At 48.4% G+C, this 22,078-nt stretch carries 24 protein-coding genes and 1 pseudogene; 6 read left to right on the top strand and 19 right to left on the bottom strand.

Annotated features, from left to right (window positions below; all coding sequences use genetic code 11):
* Positions 1-321 precede the first annotated feature (321 nt).
* Positions 322-798: a hypothetical protein gene (locus QZ327_RS07905; RefSeq protein WP_294618537.1), complete on the top strand. Its 477-nt coding sequence runs from the start codon at positions 322-324 to the stop codon at positions 796-798.
* Positions 799-866: 68 nt separating this feature from the next.
* On the opposite strand, the pseudogene QZ327_RS07900 reads toward QZ327_RS07905, so the two are convergent.
* Positions 867-1,031 (bottom strand): annotated as a pseudogene (locus tag QZ327_RS07900) (IS982 family transposase); the annotation flags it as partial.
* Positions 1,032-1,201: 170 nt separating this feature from the next.
* Between QZ327_RS07900 and QZ327_RS07895 the strand changes: the two are divergent.
* Entirely contained in the window at positions 1,202-1,576 is a 375-nt protein-coding gene (locus QZ327_RS07895; protein ID WP_120470513.1) for a hypothetical protein, read from the top strand.
* 99 nt (positions 1,577-1,675) lie between these two features.
* On the opposite strand, the gene QZ327_RS07890 is transcribed toward QZ327_RS07895, so the two are convergent.
* The 16 genes from QZ327_RS07890 to QZ327_RS07815 all read right to left on the bottom strand — a co-directional run bounded on the left by QZ327_RS07890 (position 1,676) and on the right by QZ327_RS07815 (position 17,708).
* Positions 1,676-3,364, bottom strand: a complete 1,689-nt coding sequence (locus tag QZ327_RS07890; RefSeq protein ID WP_294618536.1) for a zincin-like metallopeptidase domain-containing protein — start codon at positions 3,362-3,364, stop codon at positions 1,676-1,678.
* An 8-nt stretch (positions 3,365-3,372) separates the two neighbouring features.
* Complete coding sequence (locus QZ327_RS07885; RefSeq protein WP_120470515.1) at positions 3,373-3,981, bottom strand: hypothetical protein; 609 nt, start codon at positions 3,979-3,981, stop codon at positions 3,373-3,375.
* Positions 3,982-4,068: 87 nt separating this feature from the next.
* Positions 4,069-4,245, bottom strand: coding sequence for a hypothetical protein (locus QZ327_RS07880; RefSeq protein WP_120470517.1), 177 nt, complete (start codon positions 4,243-4,245; stop codon positions 4,069-4,071).
* Between the two features lie 12 nt (positions 4,246-4,257).
* Positions 4,258-5,814, bottom strand: a complete 1,557-nt coding sequence (locus tag QZ327_RS07875; RefSeq protein WP_294618535.1) for a glucosaminidase domain-containing protein — start codon at positions 5,812-5,814, stop codon at positions 4,258-4,260.
* A 12-nt stretch (positions 5,815-5,826) separates the two neighbouring features.
* Positions 5,827-8,133, bottom strand: coding sequence for an ArdC-like ssDNA-binding domain-containing protein (locus QZ327_RS07870; protein ID WP_294618534.1), 2,307 nt, complete (start codon positions 8,131-8,133; stop codon positions 5,827-5,829).
* A 24-nt stretch (positions 8,134-8,157) separates the two neighbouring features.
* Positions 8,158-9,981 carry a hypothetical protein gene (locus QZ327_RS07865; protein WP_294618533.1) on the bottom strand — a complete coding sequence of 608 codons (1,824 nt, stop codon included), beginning with the start codon at positions 9,979-9,981 and terminating at the stop codon, positions 8,158-8,160.
* 7 nt (positions 9,982-9,988) lie between these two features.
* Positions 9,989-10,273, bottom strand: coding sequence for a hypothetical protein (locus QZ327_RS07860; RefSeq protein WP_294618545.1), 285 nt, complete (start codon positions 10,271-10,273; stop codon positions 9,989-9,991).
* Between the two features lie 23 nt (positions 10,274-10,296).
* The gene (locus QZ327_RS07855; protein WP_294618532.1) at positions 10,297-11,130 is read right to left on the bottom strand and encodes a M23 family metallopeptidase; all 834 of its coding nucleotides are present in this window, start codon (positions 11,128-11,130) and stop codon (positions 10,297-10,299) included.
* 27 nt (positions 11,131-11,157) lie between these two features.
* Complete coding sequence (locus QZ327_RS07850; RefSeq protein WP_294618531.1) at positions 11,158-11,826, bottom strand: hypothetical protein; 669 nt, start codon at positions 11,824-11,826, stop codon at positions 11,158-11,160.
* A gap of 14 nt (positions 11,827-11,840) precedes the next feature.
* Positions 11,841-12,524 carry a hypothetical protein gene (locus QZ327_RS07845; RefSeq protein ID WP_294618530.1) on the bottom strand — a complete coding sequence of 228 codons (684 nt, stop codon included), beginning with the start codon at positions 12,522-12,524 and terminating at the stop codon, positions 11,841-11,843.
* Between the two features lie 15 nt (positions 12,525-12,539).
* Entirely contained in the window at positions 12,540-13,229 is a 690-nt protein-coding gene (locus QZ327_RS07840; protein ID WP_294618529.1) for a hypothetical protein, read from the bottom strand.
* Positions 13,210-13,707: a PH domain-containing protein gene (locus tag QZ327_RS07835; RefSeq protein ID WP_288911765.1), complete on the bottom strand. Its 498-nt coding sequence runs from the start codon at positions 13,705-13,707 to the stop codon at positions 13,210-13,212. The genes QZ327_RS07840 and QZ327_RS07835 overlap by 20 nt, the downstream gene beginning before the upstream one ends.
* The gene (locus QZ327_RS07830; RefSeq protein WP_294618528.1) at positions 13,704-15,089 is read right to left on the bottom strand and encodes a toprim domain-containing protein; all 1,386 of its coding nucleotides are present in this window, start codon (positions 15,087-15,089) and stop codon (positions 13,704-13,706) included. Before QZ327_RS07830 ends, QZ327_RS07835 begins: the two co-directional genes overlap by 4 nt.
* A gap of 4 nt (positions 15,090-15,093) precedes the next feature.
* A complete protein-coding gene (locus QZ327_RS07825) occupies positions 15,094-16,677 on the bottom strand; it encodes a hypothetical protein (protein WP_294618527.1) in 1,584 nt (527 codons plus the stop codon).
* A gap of 27 nt (positions 16,678-16,704) precedes the next feature.
* The gene (locus tag QZ327_RS07820) at positions 16,705-16,929 is read right to left on the bottom strand and encodes a hypothetical protein (RefSeq protein ID WP_294618526.1); all 225 of its coding nucleotides are present in this window, start codon (positions 16,927-16,929) and stop codon (positions 16,705-16,707) included.
* Positions 16,930-16,949: 20 nt separating this feature from the next.
* Positions 16,950-17,708: a DUF4099 domain-containing protein gene (locus tag QZ327_RS07815; RefSeq protein ID WP_294618525.1), complete on the bottom strand. Its 759-nt coding sequence runs from the start codon at positions 17,706-17,708 to the stop codon at positions 16,950-16,952.
* Positions 17,709-17,927: 219 nt separating this feature from the next.
* On the opposite strand from QZ327_RS07815, the gene QZ327_RS07810 reads away from it, so the two are divergent.
* A complete protein-coding gene (locus QZ327_RS07810; protein WP_294618524.1) occupies positions 17,928-18,611 on the top strand; it encodes a M23 family metallopeptidase in 684 nt (227 codons plus the stop codon).
* On the opposite strand, the gene QZ327_RS07805 is transcribed toward QZ327_RS07810, so the two are convergent.
* On the bottom strand, positions 18,601-19,416 hold the full coding sequence (locus QZ327_RS07805; protein ID WP_294618523.1) for a phosphoribosyltransferase family protein: 816 nt from the start codon (positions 19,414-19,416) through the stop codon (positions 18,601-18,603). The two genes, QZ327_RS07810 and QZ327_RS07805, sit on opposite strands and share 11 nt — an antisense overlap.
* A gap of 370 nt (positions 19,417-19,786) precedes the next feature.
* On the opposite strand from QZ327_RS07805, the gene QZ327_RS07800 reads away from it, so the two are divergent.
* The 3 genes from QZ327_RS07800 to QZ327_RS07790 are packed head-to-tail and all read left to right on the top strand — an operon-like array spanning position 19,787 to position 21,118.
* Positions 19,787-20,353 carry a ribonucleotide-diphosphate reductase subunit alpha gene (locus QZ327_RS07800; protein WP_294618522.1) on the top strand — a complete coding sequence of 189 codons (567 nt, stop codon included), beginning with the start codon at positions 19,787-19,789 and terminating at the stop codon, positions 20,351-20,353.
* 1 nt (position 20,354) lies between these two features.
* Positions 20,355-20,885: an SLOG family protein gene (locus QZ327_RS07795; RefSeq protein ID WP_294618521.1), complete on the top strand. Its 531-nt coding sequence runs from the start codon at positions 20,355-20,357 to the stop codon at positions 20,883-20,885.
* A gap of 8 nt (positions 20,886-20,893) precedes the next feature.
* Positions 20,894-21,118: a hypothetical protein gene (locus tag QZ327_RS07790; protein ID WP_294618520.1), complete on the top strand. Its 225-nt coding sequence runs from the start codon at positions 20,894-20,896 to the stop codon at positions 21,116-21,118.
* Between the two features lie 469 nt (positions 21,119-21,587).
* Here QZ327_RS07790 and QZ327_RS07785 read toward each other — a convergent pair whose 3' ends face one another.
* Positions 21,588-22,073 (bottom strand): hypothetical protein, encoded by a 486-nt coding sequence (locus tag QZ327_RS07785; protein ID WP_294618519.1) that lies wholly within the window; start codon positions 22,071-22,073, stop codon positions 21,588-21,590.
* Positions 22,074-22,078: the final 5 nt, after the last annotated feature.

Genomic DNA, 22,078 nt, shown 5'->3' with positions numbered 1-22,078 from the left:
TAACTGGCTCCACTACCTTTTTTATCCATAGCGTTCCCCCAATTTTAACCAGTATAATCCTCTCGTTGCCCTGACCTGCGCCGCAGGTTTGTTTTGCGTGCAAAGGTACGGCAGACGAACACTATTCAAGTACCGCTTTCGCTACCCGAAATGAAATTTGACGGAACCTTCCGCAATCACAGATTACGGTATTCATAAAATTTCACTCCCGGTTACTTGCCTATTGTTCTTGCATCCACCGTCTGAAGTGCACATAAAACAACCCCTTTGGGCGAAGTCAAAAGGCTTCAAGAAAAGGGAAAATAAAAAAATCAAAAGACAATGGGTAAATACGATTACATCAAAAGTGGCAACCTCCTTTACTGTAAAGACCTCGACAATGGTAACTCTGACGGAACTTATAAAGTGATTTCCGCTCCTGAGAAAGTGGATAGTGACAGCATTATTTTGATTGCAAGCGGTTCGGCTGAAGCAGAGGTTCTTGCATCGGAATTATCCCCTATACCCACACCGAGAAGCCACAAAAAGGAGTTTCGGAGATGGAGGGCAAAGCAGGAAAAGGAAGGTATGGAGTTTTTTAACAGGCTGTCGGATGTTATGGAAACAGACAACGATTTGGCTGTAGGTGACATAGTTGCATTCACGAATGACTATGGCGTGGTATTCGGTCCCAAAGAAGTATTAGCTTTTGGGAAGCCGTGGAATGATAAAATATGTGTATATATAGATAGCGATGCTTATTGGTTCCCTAAACGCCCTGATCAACTCACAATATTAAGAAAAGGAGGTGTGAAATGACAGTGAACAACGCTCTTAAACGGCTTTGCGGCAATATAGCCGCAGGCCGTTTCAACTGGCGGAAATATATAGTGTTTGAAACATCGAAAACCGCCGGAATGAAACAGGATGAGAATTACCATAATTTCCGCATCACTCATACGGTTAGGCTTGTTACGATGCTTATGGGATGTATCCTTAATCATATATTTTTCTTGTTGGATAGCAAATTCCTTGCAAAAATCATCTGCCATACAATAAATCTCTGTAATCTTAGCCTCTGAGAACGATAGTGGTATCGTTTAAATGTTATAATTGGACACTATAATTTTAATACTTATATCACTATATTCCTAATATTCAAAAGGATAATTTTAATACTTATATTGAACTAACGTTAAATAACCAATAATAAAAAAACAATATGGCACAGAATTTTTATACCAAATGGCAATCTTCTATCCTTGCAGATGCAGGTATCTATGTTTCAAAGGAATACTGCAATTTCCAAACTGCTTTGGTGCGTGAGATTTCCAAATATGCAGAAGCCGTTGATGCAACGGTAGTATCCAATTCAAAAGGACATTACGACACCTCTTGTTTTGTTGAACGTAACGGCAAATTCGTTTATATCAGCCACTCATCCACATCCTCCCGAATGGGCAGTGGTGTAAGAATAGAACTCGATTCGTTCCTTATACGTACAGCCAAGCACGCAAAGGACTACACCGGCGGACGGAATCAATATTGTGACTTGTCAAACCTACAGTCAATGATTGACCGCTTATTAGACCAATAATATGAACAGCCTGCATCGTATCTATGGCATCGGTGCGGGCTATAAAAACGTGGAGCAGACTTTTATACAGTCCGCTCCACATCGCTTATACATAGCACTCTAACGCCGCATTCCACCGCTATACTCTGCCTCTTGTAGTTCTTCCTGATATTCCTCCATCTCGTTCAGTTTTTCATTTACCTTTTGCAGATTGGCATCCAGCCCGATATTATGGTCATAAGGGAAACGATGCTGTGCTATGATACCTGCATTGGCTGTCTGGCCGACATCCAGCGTATCGGATTCACGGCTATACCCGACATAAAGAACATCACCGTTAGGCATCTCGAACGCAGGAATCTTTTGTTGCGACATGGCGGAGAACTGTTCTGCAGCCATATCCTTGGCAACCTCTTTGATTGTCTCTCCGGCAAGATCGACACCGTAACGTCGGATATGGTCACGCACTTCCTGCTCCGTGAATTTCAGCATCACTTCGTATGTGCCCCCGACACTTCCGTTATATACGACGGCAAAATTTTTATCTTCGATAAGAAGGTTATCACCCCTGTTGTTCGTAGGTGACGGGTATGTATCCTTTTCGTTGATACCATTACCATCGTAATACTCCTTGGCAAGCGTCAACAGTCCCTCATAGTCGCCTTTGTCCTTGAGCTCATCGAGTTGCCTCGTATCATCCGCTGACTGGAGATACGCGACGGAAGAATAAAATATCTTCTCCTTTGCGGCAACTCCGCTTTCCTGTTTCTCACTGACGTCACGTTCCATGTCCTGTGCTATCTTATCCACTCTTTGCGTAATCAGCGATGTCGCTTTTTTCACATCGAGCAGCGTAGTCTTGATGAATTGCGGCGATTCCTTCAACTCATCAAGCCACCCTTTGAGATACGCGCAACTGTCATCCTTGATATGCTTGGTCATACCATAACGTTGGGCGACCAGTGCGCTGCCAAGTTCGGCCACCAGTTCCTCGCGTGCATATTCCGGAGAACCGAATGAAGTCGGCTTGAACCGGTCGAGCATACTTTCCGCACCGGTTGAGTGCGTCATTTCATGGAACAGAGTGCCATAGAACGCTTCTCCCGACTTGAACTGCTCCTTTTCTGGCACGATGATTTCATTCCTTGTGATTGAGTAGTAGGCATTATCCTGATGTTTCGGCGTAATCGGACAAATCCATAGGTTGTCCATTATCATCGTATCGACCGGAGCGAAGTTAAAATCCTCCCCATTCTTGATTTTAGGTTGCGAGTATTCCTGTTCCAGCTTTTCCCACATCTCCGGACGGGCCTCTTTCAGGTTGGTTTGCGCCACGTTGAACACCCTAAACACCTGCATTTTCGGATAGACATTATACTCATCCTTCTCTTTGTCGGACAGCTTCTTATAATCATCATACTTGATTTTCTCTTTCGTTTCTTTGTGAATGCAAGTAAACGTGGTCAGCATGACAGGAAAGGATTTCTCACCACGTAGTACGGAGACACGAGGCTGTTCCTTCCCGTCTTTACCGGGATTGTTGAGCCGCTGCACACAATCGAACGTACAGAAGCGAGGAATCTTGTATCCTTCTTTCTCACAGTGTAGAAGCAACATAAAAGCATTCATGCCGTTATATTCCCGCCCCGAAAGATTTTTCGGCCACTGCAATGCTCCCTCAGTGAACCAGGGTTTTTCCCAGTTTTTGTGGATGCTCTCGATTTTCTCAATCATCATTTCTGCAAAAAGGTCGAGAGCCTTGTCCTCACTGTTCGGCCCATCATTATTTCTATTTCTGTACCCAGCCATAAGTATCATTAATTATAGTTAGACGGCTCTGCTGCATATTCCGAAAGTTCCTCCACCCTGCAGGAGACATTAATCTTCCCATTGTGTGTCGATAGGTTCATTTCTCCTTTGACATCCACCTTCACACCAGCCTGCAACCATTCCTCACGCTCATAGCCGAAGTAGAAGAAGCGCACCCATTGGTACTCAAAGCCGTCAGAGACTTTCTCCGCACTGAATGCCGAGAACATCGTGTAGGGTTGTTCTTTTTTATCCCTCTTTTCCTCGATGTTCTGACCGACCTTGCCACGAAACACCAGCTCTCCTTTGATTACATCCGTATCATCTGCCGGGACATCGTATATTTCATTGGCAAACAGATTGAGATAGAGTTTGTCACCCCGACGTTTGAAGTACAATGTACCTTTTACTCCGACACGCGAGCCCTTCCGATGGTCTGTGGTATCTTCCTGATTGGCATCCTTGCTGACATCCACCTCTACACTCATGTCCTGACCGCCTGTTCCTGAAATCATAACTTGGAGTGGGAACATCAGAAACTTCTTTCCTTCTTTGTTGGTACGTATTGATGCGTCGCGACTGATAGTGCCGCATACTGTAACATTACATTTTATCATTTTATTGTCTTTTTAATGTGATACATAATCACCCGACAACTGTGAATATGGTTAATTGATTGTTGTTGAACTACTATATACCCATCCCTAATCGGGAGCGCGTATCATCGCCCAGACAAGCCATCCGGCGATAAATAGTTGCACGCCCACAATAGCAAGTGTCCCTATCCATCCGAATAGACGATAACAGAACAGGACGTGCAGGGCAAGAATGGAAATCCCAGTCAGACATTTGCATAGCTGTATCATCACGCATTTTACCATATCGCCATGCCTTTATCTTTTCAGGTTTTCTGCCTGTCCCTGCTGTTGGGACATTCCTTGCTCAAAATTCTGTGAGGCCGCTTCCGACAGTATAACCGTGTTCAGCATACCGGCTACACGCATCCGTCTGCTCTCTTCCGGGAGGGTATGGTTGTTCAGCGTGGCCGACAACCGACTCAATTCGGCGGCAGTCAGCTCACGCGAGACACGTAGTTCGCCATTGTCCACCCGTAGAACGACCTTACCATTGTCGCCGATGGTCAGTTCACAGTTTTTCATGTTCGGCAACAACGATTTCAGGTCGATGCTCCGAAGATCCATCGCGGCTGATACCGCCGCCTTCTGTTCTTCGTCGTTCTTGTTGTCTATCTGTACGGCTAAGAGCATCAGAGAGCTGAAAGCAGCCATAGCCATTTCTACAATCGGGTCATTGCATCCCGACAAGCCTACGCCACTGTCCTCCGAAGAAAGCAGTTTCTTCATCCATCCGTCAGGTGAAAGATTCTTTTCGGCAACAGTCTCTTCCGCTCCCTTATATTTGGCAAGCAGGTCATTCCCGTTGTGTAATACTTGCAGCCTGATATTGCTTTTCTGTGCAATTTCTGCCAAGTATGCTGCAGGATCTATATCACGACGCATACCGTCAGTATAGATACTCGACACTCCGAAATGCAGATGTTCACCCGTTGTCCGCGTCCCTGTATTACCCGAAGTGCCGAGCCTCCCGCCAGCTCGAACCGTATCACCGACCTTAACGGATACTTCACTCAGGTGCATATAGGTACACTGTACCTTGCTGCCGTCCGCACGGGCATACTCCACTGTGACAGACTTGCCACCGGGAGTATTCTTATTGTGATTGACGGTGATAACCTTTCCACCGTTCTCTGTTGCCAGTACACTTTCTCCCTTACACCGTATATCAATACCCTTGTGCATCTGCTGCTTCGTACCGTCCATCGGGTCTTGCCGCATACCGAAAGGTGAGGTCACGAAAAGGAACTCTTTGCGTTCAACTGGGAACGAATAGTCGTTTACGTTCGTCACCTCCCCGGATGCGCGGAGCGGATTGTTCTCCACCCCGAACTCCTTGCCTTGTGCCGCCATTTCCTGCATCACCAACTGGTCATATTGCTGCAAGCCGTTCTGTTCAATGATTTTCTGCAGGTTCTCGGCATATTTGCCTCCTGTGGCGTAACCGGCTTTCTCGATGCTTTGCGTCCAGCCCTTGTAATCGTCCGGAGACAGTTTGAAACAACCGGCATAGCGGCTGTTCTCCTTCAAAAAACGGGAATGGTGCTCGTATGAATCACTCACGCTGTCATAGCTGCAAAATTTCTCGTTGGGTTTGTCATCTGAATACAGACCATATCTGCCACCCTCTGCAATCCATGAGGGTGTGGCCTTGATGCCGAAATGGTTGTTCTCGTTCCGTGCCAGCCGGCTTCGTCCGTTGCTACTCTCCAAAATACCTTGTGCCAATGTCACCGAAGCGGGTATTCCGTACCGTCGCATCTGTTCCATCGCACATTCTGCATACTGTGCTGCATATTCCTGATTCTTGCTCATGTTCTTTATTGATTATCTACGAATACTCCGATGTGTTTCCTGTTCGGCTTCATTCTGTTCACTATTTTGTTGTTCGGTCTCCCGTACATTTTCCGACACCATATCACAGATGGCGACACGTTCACCCGCCCTAACCAGTTTCGGCAGGTAAGTGTCAAGCAGGCTGCTATGAAATTCCACCGAATCAGTGAATCCTTTCTGAATTTTGTTTCGATCTTCCAGTGCCAAATCCAATAACTCCGCACCGCGCACGGCATCCTCATTATAGAGCCGATACACATCATTCGTGCGGATTAGGTACAGGGCATCAGGATGTTTTTCTTTAAGCTCGTTCCATAATTTCCGTTGTGGAGAAACAGTTTCCTCTTTGACTTCTGCCTGTTTCTGAGCCGTCGCTTCACCCTGTCGTTGTTCATGCTCTTTCTCCTGTTTCTCGCTGGTGTGTTTCTCCTGCGACTGCCCTTTACTCAGCACATCAGCAAAGAGCGTAGCCGCCAAATGACGTTTGTAGTCATCGCGGTTTTCCGCAACCCACATACGTTGCCACTGTTGTGTGGTGACGCTCCTGGCCGGCTGTTTCTCACCGTCAATGGTCGCTACACACAGAATGCCATCCTGCTTGCTCTTGAATATGGAAATACGCTGAATACGGTTCAGGTCGGTTTCCTGTGTTTCACTGCCAAACAAATCCACCTTCAGGTCTGGCTTGACCTCGGCCAAAGCATAATATTTATGAGCCAGTTCCATCCGCAACTTATCTATGTTATCCATCGACTGCTTGAGTGTCGAGAAGAAGCGGTTCACATCCTCTTTGTCAGGATAAACGCTATAGCCGTTCCCATTTTCGGGTTTGATGTAAAGTGCCCACCGCTTTTTATCGTCCTGAATCATTTCCACTTTGTTGAAGCCAATTTCATTCGCCCGCTTGACTGCCGACTCCACATCCAACGTAGAGAGTTTTTCCATAGTCCAGTTTTTCAGTCGTGCCAATGTAATCATCTTCTCGGCAAAATAACTGTCATCGGGGCAGTATCCCAGTGCGCCATCCGTATTGTAGAAATGTACCTGATCAATACCCTCTTTCTGCAAGGCACGGATGATGCGCCCCTTGTTCATACCTGGTATCTCGTTATCTACTTCCGTTGAAGCCCCAGCCGGAAGAATCACATCCGCTGTTTTCGTCTGCGGGTCTATGACGACTACTATTTTTTTCTCCTCCCTGTCCGGATGTTGCCGTATCTCGTTCGCCACAAAATAATGTTTGGGCATTTGCTCCTGCATGATTGAAGTATCCCGCCGGTTACGCAAGGTGGCATATTCGAGCTTTTCGCCACGTTCCGCTTTGTTGATTACTTCGATGGCATTGTTCACATCGCTTTCGATGGCATCCATCAGGCACGGATTCTCTTTCAGTTCACGGCACCAGTATTCCACCGTTTTCAGACTTTCGTCAGACAGTCGTGCAGGCAGTCCTAACTCCAGCATTTTGATTCCCGAAGCAATTTCCACTACTAATCGTTCCTGTTTGACGGCATCCTCCGAGGGTGCTACACCGTTTTTCATTACCATACCTTCACGCGCCAACCGCTGCTGGTGTCCTGTGGCACTCACAATCTGCCGTAAGGCTTCATGTACATAGTCGTGGTAATGCTCGAACTCCCTTTGCCTCGGCATATAAACCGCATCTTTATCTGTTTCGTAATGAGGGACACCGCTTCCGTCCGAACGTACCGGGACAAGATTGTTTTTCATCTTCAAAAGGAAATCATTGAAGCGGATATGCAGTTGCCGTTCGTCTGCCTCTGTATATCCTCTTTCCGCAGCATTGCCATGTCGCCGTACCGACTCGTCATAACGTTCCTTATCCACATAAGGCAGTGTCGTTTGGTCAATATTGAACAGTGTCCGGATTTCACGGTTGTGCACACCCTTGTACGACTTTTGTTCATCTTCATCCAATTTCATGTAATCGTCCCGGCTGATGATTTGCTCCGGATTGTTACGATGTACATACTTGTTCCAATTGTAGAACAGGAACGGAACCCCCTGTTCGTGCTCACGCACAGCCGCACCTTGTATCTTGGCTTCGCTGAATAACGTGAACTGGTTTGTTTTGCACCCGTGTTTGTCAGAGTGCAATGCCATGAACAGCGCGTTGAACGGACTGACAGCAATACCTTTCGGATAGAAGCGCGGATACCACTTTCCCGATGCGTTGAGCCAGTGTCCTCTCGCATTCAAGGCTTCACTCAAAGCCGCAGAGAGCAAGGCTGTCTGCTTCTGTTCGGCATTCTTTTCGATTTTCGATTTCTCTTTCATATTGTATATTTTTTGATTACAGAATTATTGGATACCTCGTGTCCGTACAAAGGTTTCCTGTTGTCCGTTGTCATAGTTCTGCGCGGCGGTCTGACGGAGCTGGTCACTCTTGGCAAGCACGGCATTGGCCAATGTATTCAAGGGCAAAGTTCCGGTATGATAGGCCTCTGCTACTGTCGGCGGGAGCTGTATGGAACAAGGCACACGATCAATCGTGGCGATTAGCGTACTGCCTTGCAGCAACGGACTTATGATGCGCGGATTCAGCGGTTCATCTGCATAGCAACGGTACTGCACATCCTTTTTGCAAGTCCCTTGCAATTTCCCCTCCGTCCGTTCTCGTAAAGCCTCGTGCCCGGCCTTGTTCATCAGGTTTGCACCGCCAAGACCGATTAGCAGCATTTTCAGTAACGGATTACGCACGAACATACCGGCCACGATGCTCGCTATCGGTAACAGATTGTCCCCTAAGCGCAACGATTCTGACTTACCCGTAAACGCACCCAACAGCACATCGGGCAACATCGCCATCACATAGCCGAGATTACTTCCAACATCCCTCATGCCGTCCAACCCGAACAGACCAAGCAACCCGTCCCATCCGTTCATGTTGGCCTGTTCCGTCTGTGCTCCCTGTGGCTTTTCTTCGATGGGAAGAATGGTTTGCCCTTTCTCATTTTCCACCTCTTCCTTCTGTCCCTTTTCCGATTGCGTTTGCTCCTTCTCCGGTTTGACAGCCGCCGTACTTTTCTTTTTTGCCAAATCCTTCAGGTAGGCTTCTTCCTGTCCCGGCGCGACAATCAGCGGTACATTCTTGTACCGCGCATCCTTCTCACGTTTCTGTTCATTGAATCCGCTTACTCCAAGTTCACGGAAACCCTTTATCCCGAAAGAGGTGCGATCCTGGGAGTGCATCCACTCTGAAAAATCAAAATTCATGACAGGTATTTTCTTCTTCAACTGCTCATTGGCTCCTGCTATAAATTCACTCTTTCCCGTATGTATCTTTACAGCTTCTTTACGGAAAACATCGAACACATTCCGTTCGCTACCGAAAACCCCCTTACTGATGCACCGTTCTACAGACAGCGGTTCAGTTTTTTTCTGTTCAAAGTGCGATGTAACCGCCGAAACGGCCACATCAGCACCGATAAACCTTGCCAGTGAGACCCACGACCCGGCACCGCCCGTCATGACGGCATCCGCAGACACACCTAATACGCGACCTGCTCCTTTTTCCAGTTTGCCGGGACGGTAAGCTGCTTCGCCACGCGCTTCGATTTCTTCGGATAACGGTGAACGGTTCAACGTTTGTGACAATCCCAACAGGCTTGATTCGGCAGCCTTACGGATGATGTAATCGGCAGACGACTTAGGCATTCGCTCCTTCACCATTCTGTCTATCATCAGCTCTTCCATGCGATAATCCATGTAGGCGTATGCAAGGTCGCCGCCCAGTTGTCCGGATAGTTTGTCATACTGCGCACGGCCGATTTCCTGTATGACTGTATCTCGCCATTGTCCGGCGATATATGCAAGATCCTGTTGTATCTCTTTGGAACCGACAATCTCTGTCTTGCACATTCCGAGATAATCCTCCGTTGTCTTCGAGTTCCATTCACCCGTTACCTTAAGTGTTTGGTAAGGGTTATTCATCGGTTGCGCCGCAGACGCCATTGTGCTCAATATGCCACCCAAAGAGGTGGAATACTCCTTCATTTCCTCGCCCTGTCTTTTCGCGAGGTAAGCCTGTGTCTTTGACATGACGGGTGCGATGTGGCAATGGAAATAGTCACTCATGAGACGTTCCGTCTCTGCAAACCGTGCGCTATGTTTAATTCCATCCATAATATATCTATATGTTTATCCTATTCAACAATAATTGCTCTTTTGTCTGCTCGATGGCACTGTGGTACACCTCCATTTGTTTGGGGTAAAACTCTTCCAGCCATGCGTCTTTCTCTATATTGTCATTCAAAAAACGTATTGCCTGTTCCCGTTCAATCTCCACCGATGCTTCGCCCTCTTCACGGTTGTTGAACCATGCTTTCGTCCACCATCTGATTCCTGCACGGTCAGGATAGACCGTGACCATTCTTGGTATGTCAAAACTCTGTATGTCAATATCCAACTCTGCCAACGGGTCTATGACACCGCCATAGGTCAGGGCTTCGTCATAAAGTTTTTTTTTACGCCGCCACCGTCCACCGTGGGGAGGCACACCTCATGCCGCATGGCAAGGTAGTTCAGAAAATCCCCGATAAGTAGGTTCTGCACCTTGCAGGCAAGAGGCATGGCCTTGTGTCCCAGCCCGAGCGGATTCGCCATACTCGGCATACGCTCGTAGAAATACTCCTTCATTGCGCCCATTGTGAAGATGTTTCGGAGCGATTGCTCCGTATGTCCCGGCAATGTGTATGCGCCACGTTGCAGATCCTCCATATAATGTGGCAGGAAGCGCAGCATCAGTTCCTCTATTTCTCTCTTATCTTTTTCATAATCGGTCTGTAGCGTCATTTCCAAGTCGGAGAAACCGGCTGTGTCACGTCCTGCGGCCTGACGTATCGCACGGATATTTCCGTATAGCATCGTCAGAAATTCGATAGGGTTCAGTTCCTCCCCCTTGAAGCGGACTTCAAGATGCAGCCTGTCACCGCTCAGGGCAACCGTCTGTCCGGCCTTGACGCGCTGCCCGAATTGTGCAAAGACATTCGACAGGTGTCCGTATGTCACTTCATACAATCCATAGCGGATAGTCTGGCAGATACCGTGTGCCGGGTCGTTGCCCACACCCGACACGATACCGCTGGCTATGGCCGAAAGCATATAGCACCGGATGTTGAAGTCGATACCGTGATGAAAGAATTTCTCTCCTGTTGCCGGATCTGCCTGCTCGCCGTAACCGAGCGACAGTTCCACATCCTTGCCTTGAGGTTCCTCGAACGGCATACTGTAACCGCTCTCGGAGTGCAGTATCATTTCTTCTGTATATTTCATTTTTCGTCTGATATTGATGTTGTTACTCTATCTTTTCATCCCTCCGCTTCGGTTCTGTTCTTCCACCGGGATAGCCGAAGCCTGAACCTTTGGCGCGTTATCCGGATTCGAGGTGCGTAGCACATTATTGGCATTGTTGCCGATAAGCATCATACCGAGGAACGCGCCGGCAATCTTTCCTAACCACCCGAAACGTCCGAAGATAAGGAATGCAGCGGCAATCAGTCCTGCCATACTCAATCCCGACACGTTGCCGTTGCCGAGGTTACGGAAAAATCCCCCTAACATATCGGTGATACCTCCGTTGGATGCACTGTGCAGGAAGTTCGATACTCCGCTCAGTTTGTTGTCGAGACCGGCTACTGCGCCGCTCATATTGTCTAAGGCTTTACCGGCTTTGTCTTTCATTTCACGCACGTTGTCTGCCGTTCCTGCGAGGGTGTTCGTTACCGATTCGCCGACTACGGCGTCACTTACGATGCGTACCACACTTTTGTCGGTGGTCAGCTTTTCCCATCCCACATAGCCGACCGCGCCGCCGATGGTTGCCGTTTTGACGGCCTGACCTGCGCCGCGTAATGTCTGCGATGGGTTCAGCACCGCTTTTCCCATACTCTTGCCGGTCGCCGTTGTCGCTGTACCGACATTCTTTGCGGCCTTGCCGCCGTATTTCAATATTGTATTCCAAGCTCCCATATCATTCTATTTTTTTAAGGTCTTACATTCTTTCCTATCTGCCGCCAGCGTCTCTTGGAGGCTTCCACGATGTCCCGCTTGTCGATGATGGGGCGGGCACCTTCATCAATTTCTCTCCATATATCACCCATTGTGGTATATTTCACCGCTTTGGTCAATCGCTGTAGCTTCTTGTTCATCATCTTTAGCTTCGGCCGGATACCGAATACAATCTCCATGCGTTCCTTTTCCGTCATCTTGTTATTGGACAGGCAGGCAATACGGATATCATTCACAATCTCCACGCTATTTATAAGCAGCTCCCGGTAAATCCTGTTACGTTGTGTCGAGAGGGCGACGGCCAACGCATTTGCAGGGTTTTGCCCCAACTGTCTGGAAAAGTCCCCCATATTGTCCGTCATCCTTGATACCTCATAATAGAACCCGTAAGTTTGCGCCGCGTAGCACACTATCGAGCGGAAGGAGTCGAGATAATTGTTGAACTCTCGTTGCAGGTCGGTGGTGGCTTTCACTTCCTCTTTCGTCCACAGATGGCCGGTGGTCTGCATCAGCATGACCTTTTCCTGATTCTTCAGTTCCTTTTCCGCCTTGTTGGTGTAGAGCAGAATCATTCCTGCCAGCACAGGATCATTCTGTGCCTGTGCCTTGCCGATACCGATGTAGAACAGCAATACACCTATTCCAATAATCCGTTTCATATAATCTGATTGATTTTATCGGGCGAGGGCGGCAGCTCTGCGCCAACGAGACAAGGCTATGCGTGCCGCCTCTCCGTTGTTGCGGTCGAGCATCCCGGCCGTCACATTGTTCCACACGTCATTGAGGTTGTAATATCGTATGCTCAGGTACAGCAGGTGCAGTTTCCGGCTGAAAGCGGAAAGCTGGTCGTTGAGTGCCCACAGCGTCTTGCTGCGTTCGGCCCCTGTCAGCATATTCTCAGTGCCCCCTTTGGCTACTGCGTCATTAAGGAGCGTGAATACCGATACCAGTTCCGTTGCCGTTTCGATATACAGGTTGTTCATGCTCATTCCGGCGATGATGCCCTGCGGATTGTTCCTGATAGCCTTGCCTAATTTCCCCAGTGTGAGGAAGATTCTCACGCCGTCATTGTAAAGATGGGTGCAGGCTTTCAGCGACGAAGCATAGCCGCTTGCCGTCTTGAGGTAGCTGTTATACTGTTTCTCCCACTTGCGTATGCTGTTGAACTCTGCAGCGATGCTGTTTTGCAGCAACGCCGTCTGCGTCTGTCCCTTTATCTGTCTTTCTATCTGGTCGTTTATCAGTTCGTTACCCTCTGCCAATGCCATCCACTCCAAAGGATTGGATGCCGCGATCTGCGCTTTGCCGAGTTGCGGAAACAGACAGATGGCAACTAAAACCAGACTAATGATTCGTAATCTCATATATTCCCTTTTTTCGTTTATTGTATTCTACACGTTCACGGATGAGCGTCACGACATCGAAGCCGCGCCTGATACCTATCAGATCCAGCCGGGGAGTGTTCCTGTCCATTGAGAAGATGCGTACCGTTTTCAATCCGCAAAGCTGTTGCATAAGGCTCTGGTGTTCCACAAAATCCACAATGCGGTATTGCTCCATATAGTCCGTCTTTCGGGACAGTACGCCATGCTTGCTGATAATCTGTTCTCTGCCGATATAATACCGTGTCCGGCGCAGATAGACGAACCGGTACAGCAGCACAAGGGTGAGCAGCAGGGCAGCCGATATGGCGAATGCGGTGAATGGCCGTCCTTCCATGCCGCCGTAAATCCACCCTGCACCGCAGACCGCGATGGCAGGCAGCTCGTCAATGACGAACTGCATCCGTCGGGGTTGCAGCACGATATGTTCAAAATCTCTTATGGGCAGTGGCTTTGTCATCGGCGGAAACGTGCTTGGTGTTCTTCCTCGGATTGCTGTTCTCTCGCCTGCGTTTCATCGACCGATTCTTTCTGTTTTTGTTCAGCCAGCAGTTGCTCGTTCCAGTCCTTGTTGGGATGGGTCGGTTCCTCACGGACACAGGAACCGTCCTTTGCCCTGTCCAGACCGAGAAATTCCCGTAATCCGTCACGGAACTCCTCGTAATGCTTGTTCATGACATCCACTTGTTCCTGTATGTCGTCCGGATGGCAAAGGCCGCTCGAACGCATAGACATGGCTTCTTCCCAAGCGGATTCGTACTTTCCGTAAACTGACTGTAATTTGTCGGGCAACAGTTCGATTTCTCCGCTATCCAAGTCCTTGTCATTGCGGACAGTATCGAGATAGGGCTTCCGTTCGGGCGTTTCTTCGATAAAGGAACGAATCACCCGGCATTTCTCATCAATCAGGTTTTTGCTGAACTCCATTCCGGCCTGATCCATATCGAAGCATAGATGTTGCTTTGCCTGGAGTGAGTTTGCAAGCACGCCGCGCATCTGTTCCACCGTCGGATTTCCGCCTGTAGATATGAAAACCGCTTTTCTCAGCTCCTTTTTATCCTTCTGATACAGTTGGTAATAGGCCATTGCGTCGTATGCGCTCTCGAACCAGTAAACGTGTTTGGCTTCCAGGAGTGGTGTTCGGGCCGGACTGGCAATCCACAGACCTTTGCTCGAATTGCTGCCCTCTGCTTTGCCCTTATAGCTCCCTCCGTCCGTGCGTTGCCGTCCGCGTTCTTCAAACCCTACCACCGTGCCGTCCCCTTGTGGCAGAAGCATGGGAAACGACAGGTTGGTATAGGATGTGCCGTCCGCACGATGCTTTGTCGCCAGACAGAAGTCCCGGTGAAAGGCGTACTGCGTGTAAAGGTCGATGCCGCGATGCTTGAAAAAAGGATAAAATTTTTTCTGCGTACTCTTGTCCTGCGGATTGAACTTGTGGATATCGTAGTCCTCGATATTGAACGGCTTTATATCCCTTTTGGGCTGTATGATGCGTGTTTCACGTTCTGCGATAGGATGGTGCAGCAGCCTGTTGCAGACAAGGTTCACAAGACGGTCGGGCGAGACGCCTGCCCGGTATTCCGCGAAAAAGTGCGGATGCTCCTTGATAAAGGAGATGATGTTATATACTTTCTGCTGTTGCGGTTTGAAACAGCACTTGCCCTGCTGGGTCACGATGAACTTGTCGTTGCGGATGCGCCGTCCGTCGCTGTCCAGCCGGACATACGAGGGATAACGCAGTCCGTCACGCCGGTTCAGATGATAGCCTGCGTCGATAAGCACATCCTGAATGTTCAGCCTGCGCAAAAAATCGTCGTATGTAAGGTCTCCGTCTCTCATAGGCTTATCTCCCCCTTCTCATTTCATTAATATCTTGGTTCATTTGCGCTTCGAAGTTGCGGATGGCGACATCCCTCGGTGTGTCCACACCGGGCTTGAAGTACGGACGCGGCGAACCGCCGAACCGTTCGCCATAGCACTCCGGTGCATAGTGATTATGATGGTGGAAGCCGTGTGCGACATCCGAGGCGACCACCACACCTGCGGTAAGAGCCGCAAATATCTTCGTGCCGATGCCTCTCTGTGCTTCCGGACGTGTCTTCATATCCACTTCGCTGAAAATCTTCGAAAAGAGTTTCATCCGGTGATAATCATCCACTGCAAGGAATTTGTCGTAGTCCTTTTGGCTGATTTCGTGACTGATAACCTGTCCGTCGATAACGGCGGTCATCTTATATTTCCCCTCTGTTTGTGCCGGTTGCACGGCAATCTCGCCAACCTCGACCTCCCGGCCGTGCTTCTCTTCCCGATACCACCCCTTGCCCTCATTGAGCAGTTGCAGGTCACGCCCATCCACGGCCGCCCCGATATTTCCCTGTATGGTTTCCTGTTGCACCGAAGATTCCAATGGCACGAATACTTCCTGTTCCTGCCGTTGCCGTTCTTCCAAATCCTGTTGCACCTCGGGATGGAGGCCGATAGCGATGCGCTGTGCGCTATCAAGCTGTTCCATCGTTATTTTATCAGCGAAGTCCGTCCCGATAACTCCGTTCAGCAGTTCCACCCGCTTCTCTATGGATTGTTCCTCAATGGAAGCGGTAACCAGTTTTTTCACTTCCTCTTCCGTCAGGTCATAGACCATATCGGCATTGACACTTTCCGATTGCACGGTCAGCGTCCTTCTTTCCGCATCTACGATAAGACCGTGAGATTCGAGACATTCCGTCCATTTCTCATTGGAGAAATAGACAGGTGAGGCAATCAGCTCTTTGTACGGTCGTGCCGGTTCCTGACTGCGCGGACGGCTTACAAGCGGAGTGATAACCGCCTGCAAGTCCTGCAGCACATCCGTCTGTTGCCCGGACTGTACAGGATGTGTCCGTTGCCCTCCCTTGTAATAAAAGCCGTAGCCACCTGATTGCATTTCACCGGGTTTCATGCGTCCGTCGGGGCGTTCGGGAACGATGGACGGTCCCGGAAAGAAAAGCTGTCCACCGACCCTGCGCAAGTGGAATCCCCATTGCTGGCGCGGGGTCCAGCCGAGAAACGGCGGGGGCATCCCCAAACGTCCCGTATGTCCGTACTCGCCGATACCGATGCGGTAGCCGTGCAGCCCCATCGCCACGCGCCCGTTGGCATTGCGGGCATGGACAAAATTCTTCGGCAGGTGGAAATCCTGGCCCACAATACTTGTAAGCACATTGTAGGCTTTCTTGTTGGCCGCATTTGTTCCCCAGTCTGTCAGAGCCAACATCTGACGTTCGGTAATCGGATAAGTCAAGAGCGGCGAATCATGTCCCTGCACAATCAGCCGGTACCCGCCACCGTCAAACGCAACATGGGCTTGCAGCCCGTTGCGCATCAATATGTCGCGCAGTTCGGGTTGCAAATCCATTTGCCGGGGATTGGTATTTGTTCGTATCGCCATAATATGATAGTATAATGATTGTTTTCATTATGCGTCGCCGCGTTCCATAGCCGTCTCCAGTTGTTCGTCTTTGAAACGGACAAAACTGGCAGCGGAATCATCGCCGACCATGAGTCCTCTTTCCTCGCAATAACGGGCATATTCCTCCTGCCACTCGGCAGAGAAATGGTTCACGTAGTCAAGCCAGCCATATTCGCCGCTTTGCATTTTCTCAACAAGTACCTCTTCAGGATAAAAAGTAGGTTGTTCCATATTTTACAGGTTGAATGTTTTTACTTATGAAGGTTTGCCGCACGGTTACGCTCGCCGGTTTTCTTCTGTTCGTTCCACAGCTCTTCGGTGTATTCTTCTTCCGGGATATAATCAAGATTGCCGTCATCATCCATTACCCAGCAGCCATAGCAGCCAAAAGTGTATTTGTCCCACTCGCGCTTGGGTTGTTCTTTCCACTTCTGCGCATCACCATTGCAGAAGCGGATGCCTGTCTTGTTATGCAGGTCGATACCCACCGTGACGGGTTCGCCATCCACAGCTACCGTCAACGGGTCTCCATGCTGCATACCGTTTACTTCTATCGCTCCAAGGTGCATGACCTCGGCAAGCACCTTCAGGTTACGGGCAATGATGGGGGTAGGTACATACATCACCTGTTTTGTCCCATCGTCAATCTGCACGAATGCCTTGCTGTGCCGTCCACCCGCAGTCTCCACATCCGCAATGATTGCCTTGCCGTCGAGCAACTGTTTCTGTTGCCCCTCGTTATATCGATCCAATGGCGAGGATTTCAGTGCGGGATAGAATACCACATCCACCTCACCGTTATCCATACGGATAAGGGTGAACCGGCTACGGCTCTCGATTACTTCGCCATTTTCATCGGACACACGTATAGGCAATACCGGCGAGTAGCCTCCTTGTTCGATTTCATGGAGGACACGCATAGGCAAGTCTTCAATCATTTCTTGGGTAAGCCCGAAGCGGGTCAATGTCTGATAAGGCAGTTCATTGAACTCAAATTGTTCTTTTTTCATATTCTAAATAATATTATAAATTATATTCCGCAAATATAGATTGATTTCATTCGTATAAGCAAAAATGCACTTATTTAAGTGAATATAGAACGTGTTTTTTACGTTTAGAATATGATTTTGCACAAAAAATCATATTCTGAACAATAAAAATAATCATATTCTAAAAGAAAACAGTTGACGGTAGGAAAGTCTTAAAAAGAGTATGTTAACTTTGCCGTCATGAGAAAGGTTTTACTTACAGTCGTGTCGGGATTTTCGCTCTGTGCAACGTCCCTTCACGCGCAATTCAACACGATTGCACCGATACCGGTACGCTACAAGGTGGAAGCCTTACGTATGGATATGAAAAATCAGGAGCCGACACCCGAAAGTACGATTCCCATACAGGATACATCGGAGAATGCTCTTGCCTTGGCGACACCCTTCGATGTTCATAAAAAGCAATGGATCGAACGTTATCTCAGCGTTGCCTATCCGCTTCCTGCCATCAAGGTCACTTCTCCCTACGGATACCGCAAAGATCCGTTTACCGGAAAGAAGCGGTTTCATGGCGGTCTTGACCTGCGTGCACGCGGCAATAAGGCATTAGCGATGATGGAGGGTGTCGTTATAAAGGTCGGTCAGGACAAAACGTCCGGCAAGTATGTGACCATGCGGCATGGCGGTTACGTCGTCAGTTATTGCCATCTGTCGCGGGTGCTTGTTTCCACGGGGATGGTGGTACATCCGCGCGATGCCGTAGGCATTACCGGCTCTACCGGACGCAGCACGGGCGAGCACTTGCATATTACCTGTACTCTCGACGGTAAGAGCATCGACCCCTCAGTCGTGCTTGATTACATCAAATCCATCCGGCAGGAGTGTGTGGAAGCATTGGCAGAACTGCCTCGGCTCAGGATGTGAGGCACTTCCCCCAGACTCCCAGTTTTATCAGCCACAACGGCGGCATGGTAACGGTTTTGCCATAGAATATGGCTCCCGCCACCTTGCCGCCGCACTGTTCTATTTCCTCTTTATAATCGTTCACGCTTTGGCCGGTTGTCAGCACATCATCCACAATGATTACTTCTTTCCCTTTGATATTTCTGATGATGCGGTAATTACGCTCCAATACACGCTTTTCACCGTCCTTGGCTTTGTGCAGGCTCTCACGCGGTTCGAACACATCCACGTCATACAGTCCCGATGTCAGTTCCGGCCAGTGCGTACAGATATACCAGTCGAGCCGTTTGAAACGTCGCATATACTTGAACTCATCGCTGCAAGGCATGAACATGATATGATAAGAACGTCCGTCTGCTTGCAAAACATCCATGCACGCCTTGAAGAACTCGATACCGTGGATTTCGCCCTCCTTGAACTTGTAGAGCGAGCGGCAGAACGTCCGCTGTTCCTCATTGAGCAGTGTATCGTACCGTGACGGATAATAATATCCGTAAAATACCATTCGGATGCCATTCGACTTGAACGGCTTGAGTGGCGTATGATTCTCGAACAGGTCGGGACGTGAGAGACAGTACATCCGACACGCTTCCCGTTGACCGGCCATTACCGCCAGACGGCAGTACCGGTCGCGTTCTTCTTCCTTGTCGGCCATCCGCGCAGCAGCGAATGCCGCTTCCCCGGCTTTTCGCCGCCAGTAGCCGATGATATGGCACAATGCCCCGATGACACAGAGCAGAAGTATGAACAATAGCCTTGCACTCATCCCTGTTTTATTTGAATGAAACAGCCACCGTTAACCGGTCATTACAGTTTATGCCTCCGGTATGTCGTTGTTCCATTGCGTATTATCATTTCTGTTTTAAAACCGCAAAATTAGCAAAATTCCGGTATTCATTCAATTCTCTACTTGCCAGCCAGCTCTGCGACAGTCATATTTTCCGCAAAGTAAGCCGCCCTCACCAAACACCAAACCACCACTGTAGTTGGAACAAAAAATCTTCCTCTGACACGTCACAGTGTATTTCTTGTTCCCGGTTTGTCTGATTGGTAGTCTTGTGCGGCAGTTGATGGCAGAAAATATCCCTCCACAGGCTGAACAGCCTTCAAAAAGAGGGAAAAAAACAATCAGAGTTATGGCAAAGATGATAGACATTGAACTTCAAAAGCAGTTGGATAAACCGCAAACATGGTTCTGCAAATATTTCCCTGCACGCATACGCAACGTGGGAGAACGTGAGATAGCCGACCGCAAGATGGTATTTGATTTCAAGGATGGACGGGCTTACGAAGAAGTGGCACAACGCACGGCAGCCGCCATGACCGAACGTTACGGCACATCATGCAACAGTATCGTGTTTTCTCCCGTGCCTGCATCCACCGGCGAGAAAAACGAGATACGCTACAAAGCATTCTGTCAGAGGGTGTGCGAACTGACCGGAGCCATCAATGGCTACGACCATGTATCGGTATGTGGTGGGAGACTGGCCATTCACGAGAACCGCAAAGCGGAAAAAGAAGTCCGCAAGACTAATGTCGTTGAGTTTGACTCGGCTTTTTTTAACGGCAAGATAGTGGTAATCTTTGACGATGTGATAACCAAAGGATTGAGTTATGCCATCTATGCCAACCAGTTGGAAAATCTTGGTGCCAATGTACTCGGAGGTGTATTCCTTGCAAGAACTCATTACAAAGTGAAATAATATGACCCAAACAAAGTATGACAAGGCAGTGTCCGTCTGCTTCAGCGGACACCGTAACATTCCATTCCTGTATTGGAAGCAACTAAAGCGGCAATTAAAGGCAGAGATAATCAAGGCGTACACTGACGGTTACCGTCATTTCTACTGCGGTATGGCTATGGGGTTTGACTTGCTGGCAGCGGAAGTTGTTCTCTCGTTACAACCGGATTTGCCAGACCTGCAACTGATTGCCGTGATACCGTATCGCGGACAGACCGAACGGTGGAGCGATACGATGAAAGCCAAATATGATAACATCCTGCGTAGTTCGGATGATGTTCTCATTCTGAGCGAGCACTACTATCATGGCTGTTTGCTTCGGCGCAACGACTATATGGTTATCCACAGTTCGCGACTTATCACCTGGTATGACGGCAAACCTAAGGGCGGCACGTTTTACACTTGCCGTAAGGCTACAGCGAATGGACTGGCAGTGACAAACCTCTATGGCAGCCACCAAGAATCAAAGACCGTAAACAAAACAATGAAATAAAAGAATATATGAAAGATGAAATCAGACAGAATGGTATAACGGTGCTGTCAAGCACCGACGGATTTTCAATGCCCATGTTTTTCAATAACCTGTGCGGCAAGAACTTTTCAGGCAAAGAGTACCGTGACTATATCCGAAACATCGCTTTGGGAGAAATGGGCTTCAAGCCCGGAGAAATCTCATTGTACCGTAACGGCAAACAGGTCAGAACCGGCATCATTCCGAACCCCTGATATAGTATCGGCTGATAGCTCCCACAGTCTTAAAATTTGACTCAAAAAAAATAAGTCCCCAATGGTTGGGGACTTATATATGTGTCTGGAAGAAAATTAATCGTACAATCGTTGACGTATCATCCATTCATTAAGCCCATCCGGGTCCACACGGTCTGCGAAATTCACATTCTTGGATAAAAAGCCTGCTTTCTCACCTCTTAAGTAAATAACCGGTGGAGTTAATGTATTTGGATTATATGGGCTTAGGGATGAACCGGGACTGCCATATATGGAATATGGGTTTTTGAAGGATATGGCCGAATAGTCATTTCCATATATACCCTTATTGTTCGATATGGAATCCGGAACGGATGTACTCAATGACAATCTGCCTAAATACAAGCCGTCATTTGCCAATAGGAAAGATTCTTTCCCTGCAATTCTGATATCCAAATCTGTTTTATCCATTTCCTGCAATTCAATGTCCTTATTCTATTATACCATAACGCCTTTTAGTGACATTATCAAACACATCCGTCTCTTTCAGAAATTTTATCACTCGTTCCCTGTCTTCGGAAATCAGGCAACCTTTCAGTTTGCCGTTCTTCTCCGTGATTTTAGATTTTGAAAGTTCGAATATATCGGAACAGTCCAGCCAACTGTCATAATCCAGAATATCGCGATAATTGCGTACCATCAAAGGATACTGGCAGTTTAACAACTCCTCTGACCTCTTGGAAGAGTCTATCTCCGAATTTATCAGCAAGGCACCGATGGCAACACCTTCCGGAGTAAAGCCGATAATGACGATGTATTTATTACGGTCTTTATATCCGTCTTTCAGTATCAGTCCGTCCTCTTCGTCTAATGGGACATAAATAATGTCACCAATTTTGACTGATGACATATCTACTTGCTCAGCTTTGGCCATTGCAGCTTTCAGCTTCTCCAATGCACCGGTTTTATCGTCCATTTGAT

This window comes from uncultured Bacteroides sp., assembly GCF_910578895.1.
Classification (GTDB): domain Bacteria; phylum Bacteroidota; class Bacteroidia; order Bacteroidales; family Bacteroidaceae; genus Bacteroides.
Note: the sequence above shows the minus strand (reverse complement) of the source record. Positions and strands in the feature narration are given on the sequence as shown.

What these genes read in the sequence shown, in the direction of transcription:
- QZ327_RS07835 (WP_288911765.1), bottom strand. Translation starts at nt 13,707, where the DNA reads ATGACAAAGCCACTGCCCATAAGAGATTTTGAACATATCGTGCTGCAA.
- QZ327_RS07830 (WP_294618528.1), bottom strand. Translation starts at nt 15,089, where the DNA reads ATGAGAGACGGAGACCTTACATACGACGATTTTTTGCGCAGGCTGAAC.
- QZ327_RS07790 (WP_294618520.1), top strand. Translation starts at nt 20,894, where the DNA reads ATGAAAGATGAAATCAGACAGAATGGTATAACGGTGCTGTCAAGCACC.
- QZ327_RS07800 (WP_294618522.1), top strand. Translation starts at nt 19,787, where the DNA reads ATGGCAAAGATGATAGACATTGAACTTCAAAAGCAGTTGGATAAACCG.
- QZ327_RS07855 (WP_294618532.1), bottom strand. Translation starts at nt 11,130, where the DNA reads ATGAAATATACAGAAGAAATGATACTGCACTCCGAGAGCGGTTACAGT.
- QZ327_RS07805 (WP_294618523.1), bottom strand. Translation starts at nt 19,416, where the DNA reads ATGAGTGCAAGGCTATTGTTCATACTTCTGCTCTGTGTCATCGGGGCA.
- QZ327_RS07840 (WP_294618529.1), bottom strand. Translation starts at nt 13,229, where the DNA reads ATGAGATTACGAATCATTAGTCTGGTTTTAGTTGCCATCTGTCTGTTT.
- QZ327_RS07825 (WP_294618527.1), bottom strand. Translation starts at nt 16,677, where the DNA reads ATGGCGATACGAACAAATACCAATCCCCGGCAAATGGATTTGCAACCC.
- QZ327_RS07820 (WP_294618526.1), bottom strand. Translation starts at nt 16,929, where the DNA reads ATGGAACAACCTACTTTTTATCCTGAAGAGGTACTTGTTGAGAAAATG.
- QZ327_RS07890 (WP_294618536.1), bottom strand. Translation starts at nt 3,364, where the DNA reads ATGGCTGGGTACAGAAATAGAAATAATGATGGGCCGAACAGTGAGGAC.
- QZ327_RS07795 (WP_294618521.1), top strand. Translation starts at nt 20,355, where the DNA reads ATGACCCAAACAAAGTATGACAAGGCAGTGTCCGTCTGCTTCAGCGGA.
- QZ327_RS07885 (WP_120470515.1), bottom strand. Translation starts at nt 3,981, where the DNA reads ATGATAAAATGTAATGTTACAGTATGCGGCACTATCAGTCGCGACGCA.
- QZ327_RS07785 (WP_294618519.1), bottom strand. Translation starts at nt 22,073, where the DNA reads ATGGACGATAAAACCGGTGCATTGGAGAAGCTGAAAGCTGCAATGGCC.
- QZ327_RS07850 (WP_294618531.1), bottom strand. Translation starts at nt 11,826, where the DNA reads ATGGGAGCTTGGAATACAATATTGAAATACGGCGGCAAGGCCGCAAAG.
- QZ327_RS07815 (WP_294618525.1), bottom strand. Translation starts at nt 17,708, where the DNA reads ATGAAAAAAGAACAATTTGAGTTCAATGAACTGCCTTATCAGACATTG.
- QZ327_RS07905 (WP_294618537.1), top strand. Translation starts at nt 322, where the DNA reads ATGGGTAAATACGATTACATCAAAAGTGGCAACCTCCTTTACTGTAAA.
- QZ327_RS07810 (WP_294618524.1), top strand. Translation starts at nt 17,928, where the DNA reads ATGAGAAAGGTTTTACTTACAGTCGTGTCGGGATTTTCGCTCTGTGCA.
- QZ327_RS07875 (WP_294618535.1), bottom strand. Translation starts at nt 5,814, where the DNA reads ATGAGCAAGAATCAGGAATATGCAGCACAGTATGCAGAATGTGCGATG.
- QZ327_RS07880 (WP_120470517.1), bottom strand. Translation starts at nt 4,245, where the DNA reads ATGGTAAAATGCGTGATGATACAGCTATGCAAATGTCTGACTGGGATT.
- QZ327_RS07845 (WP_294618530.1), bottom strand. Translation starts at nt 12,524, where the DNA reads ATGAAACGGATTATTGGAATAGGTGTATTGCTGTTCTACATCGGTATC.
- QZ327_RS07870 (WP_294618534.1), bottom strand. Translation starts at nt 8,133, where the DNA reads ATGAAAGAGAAATCGAAAATCGAAAAGAATGCCGAACAGAAGCAGACA.
- QZ327_RS07865 (WP_294618533.1), bottom strand. Translation starts at nt 9,981, where the DNA reads ATGGATGGAATTAAACATAGCGCACGGTTTGCAGAGACGGAACGTCTC.
- QZ327_RS07895 (WP_120470513.1), top strand. Translation starts at nt 1,202, where the DNA reads ATGGCACAGAATTTTTATACCAAATGGCAATCTTCTATCCTTGCAGAT.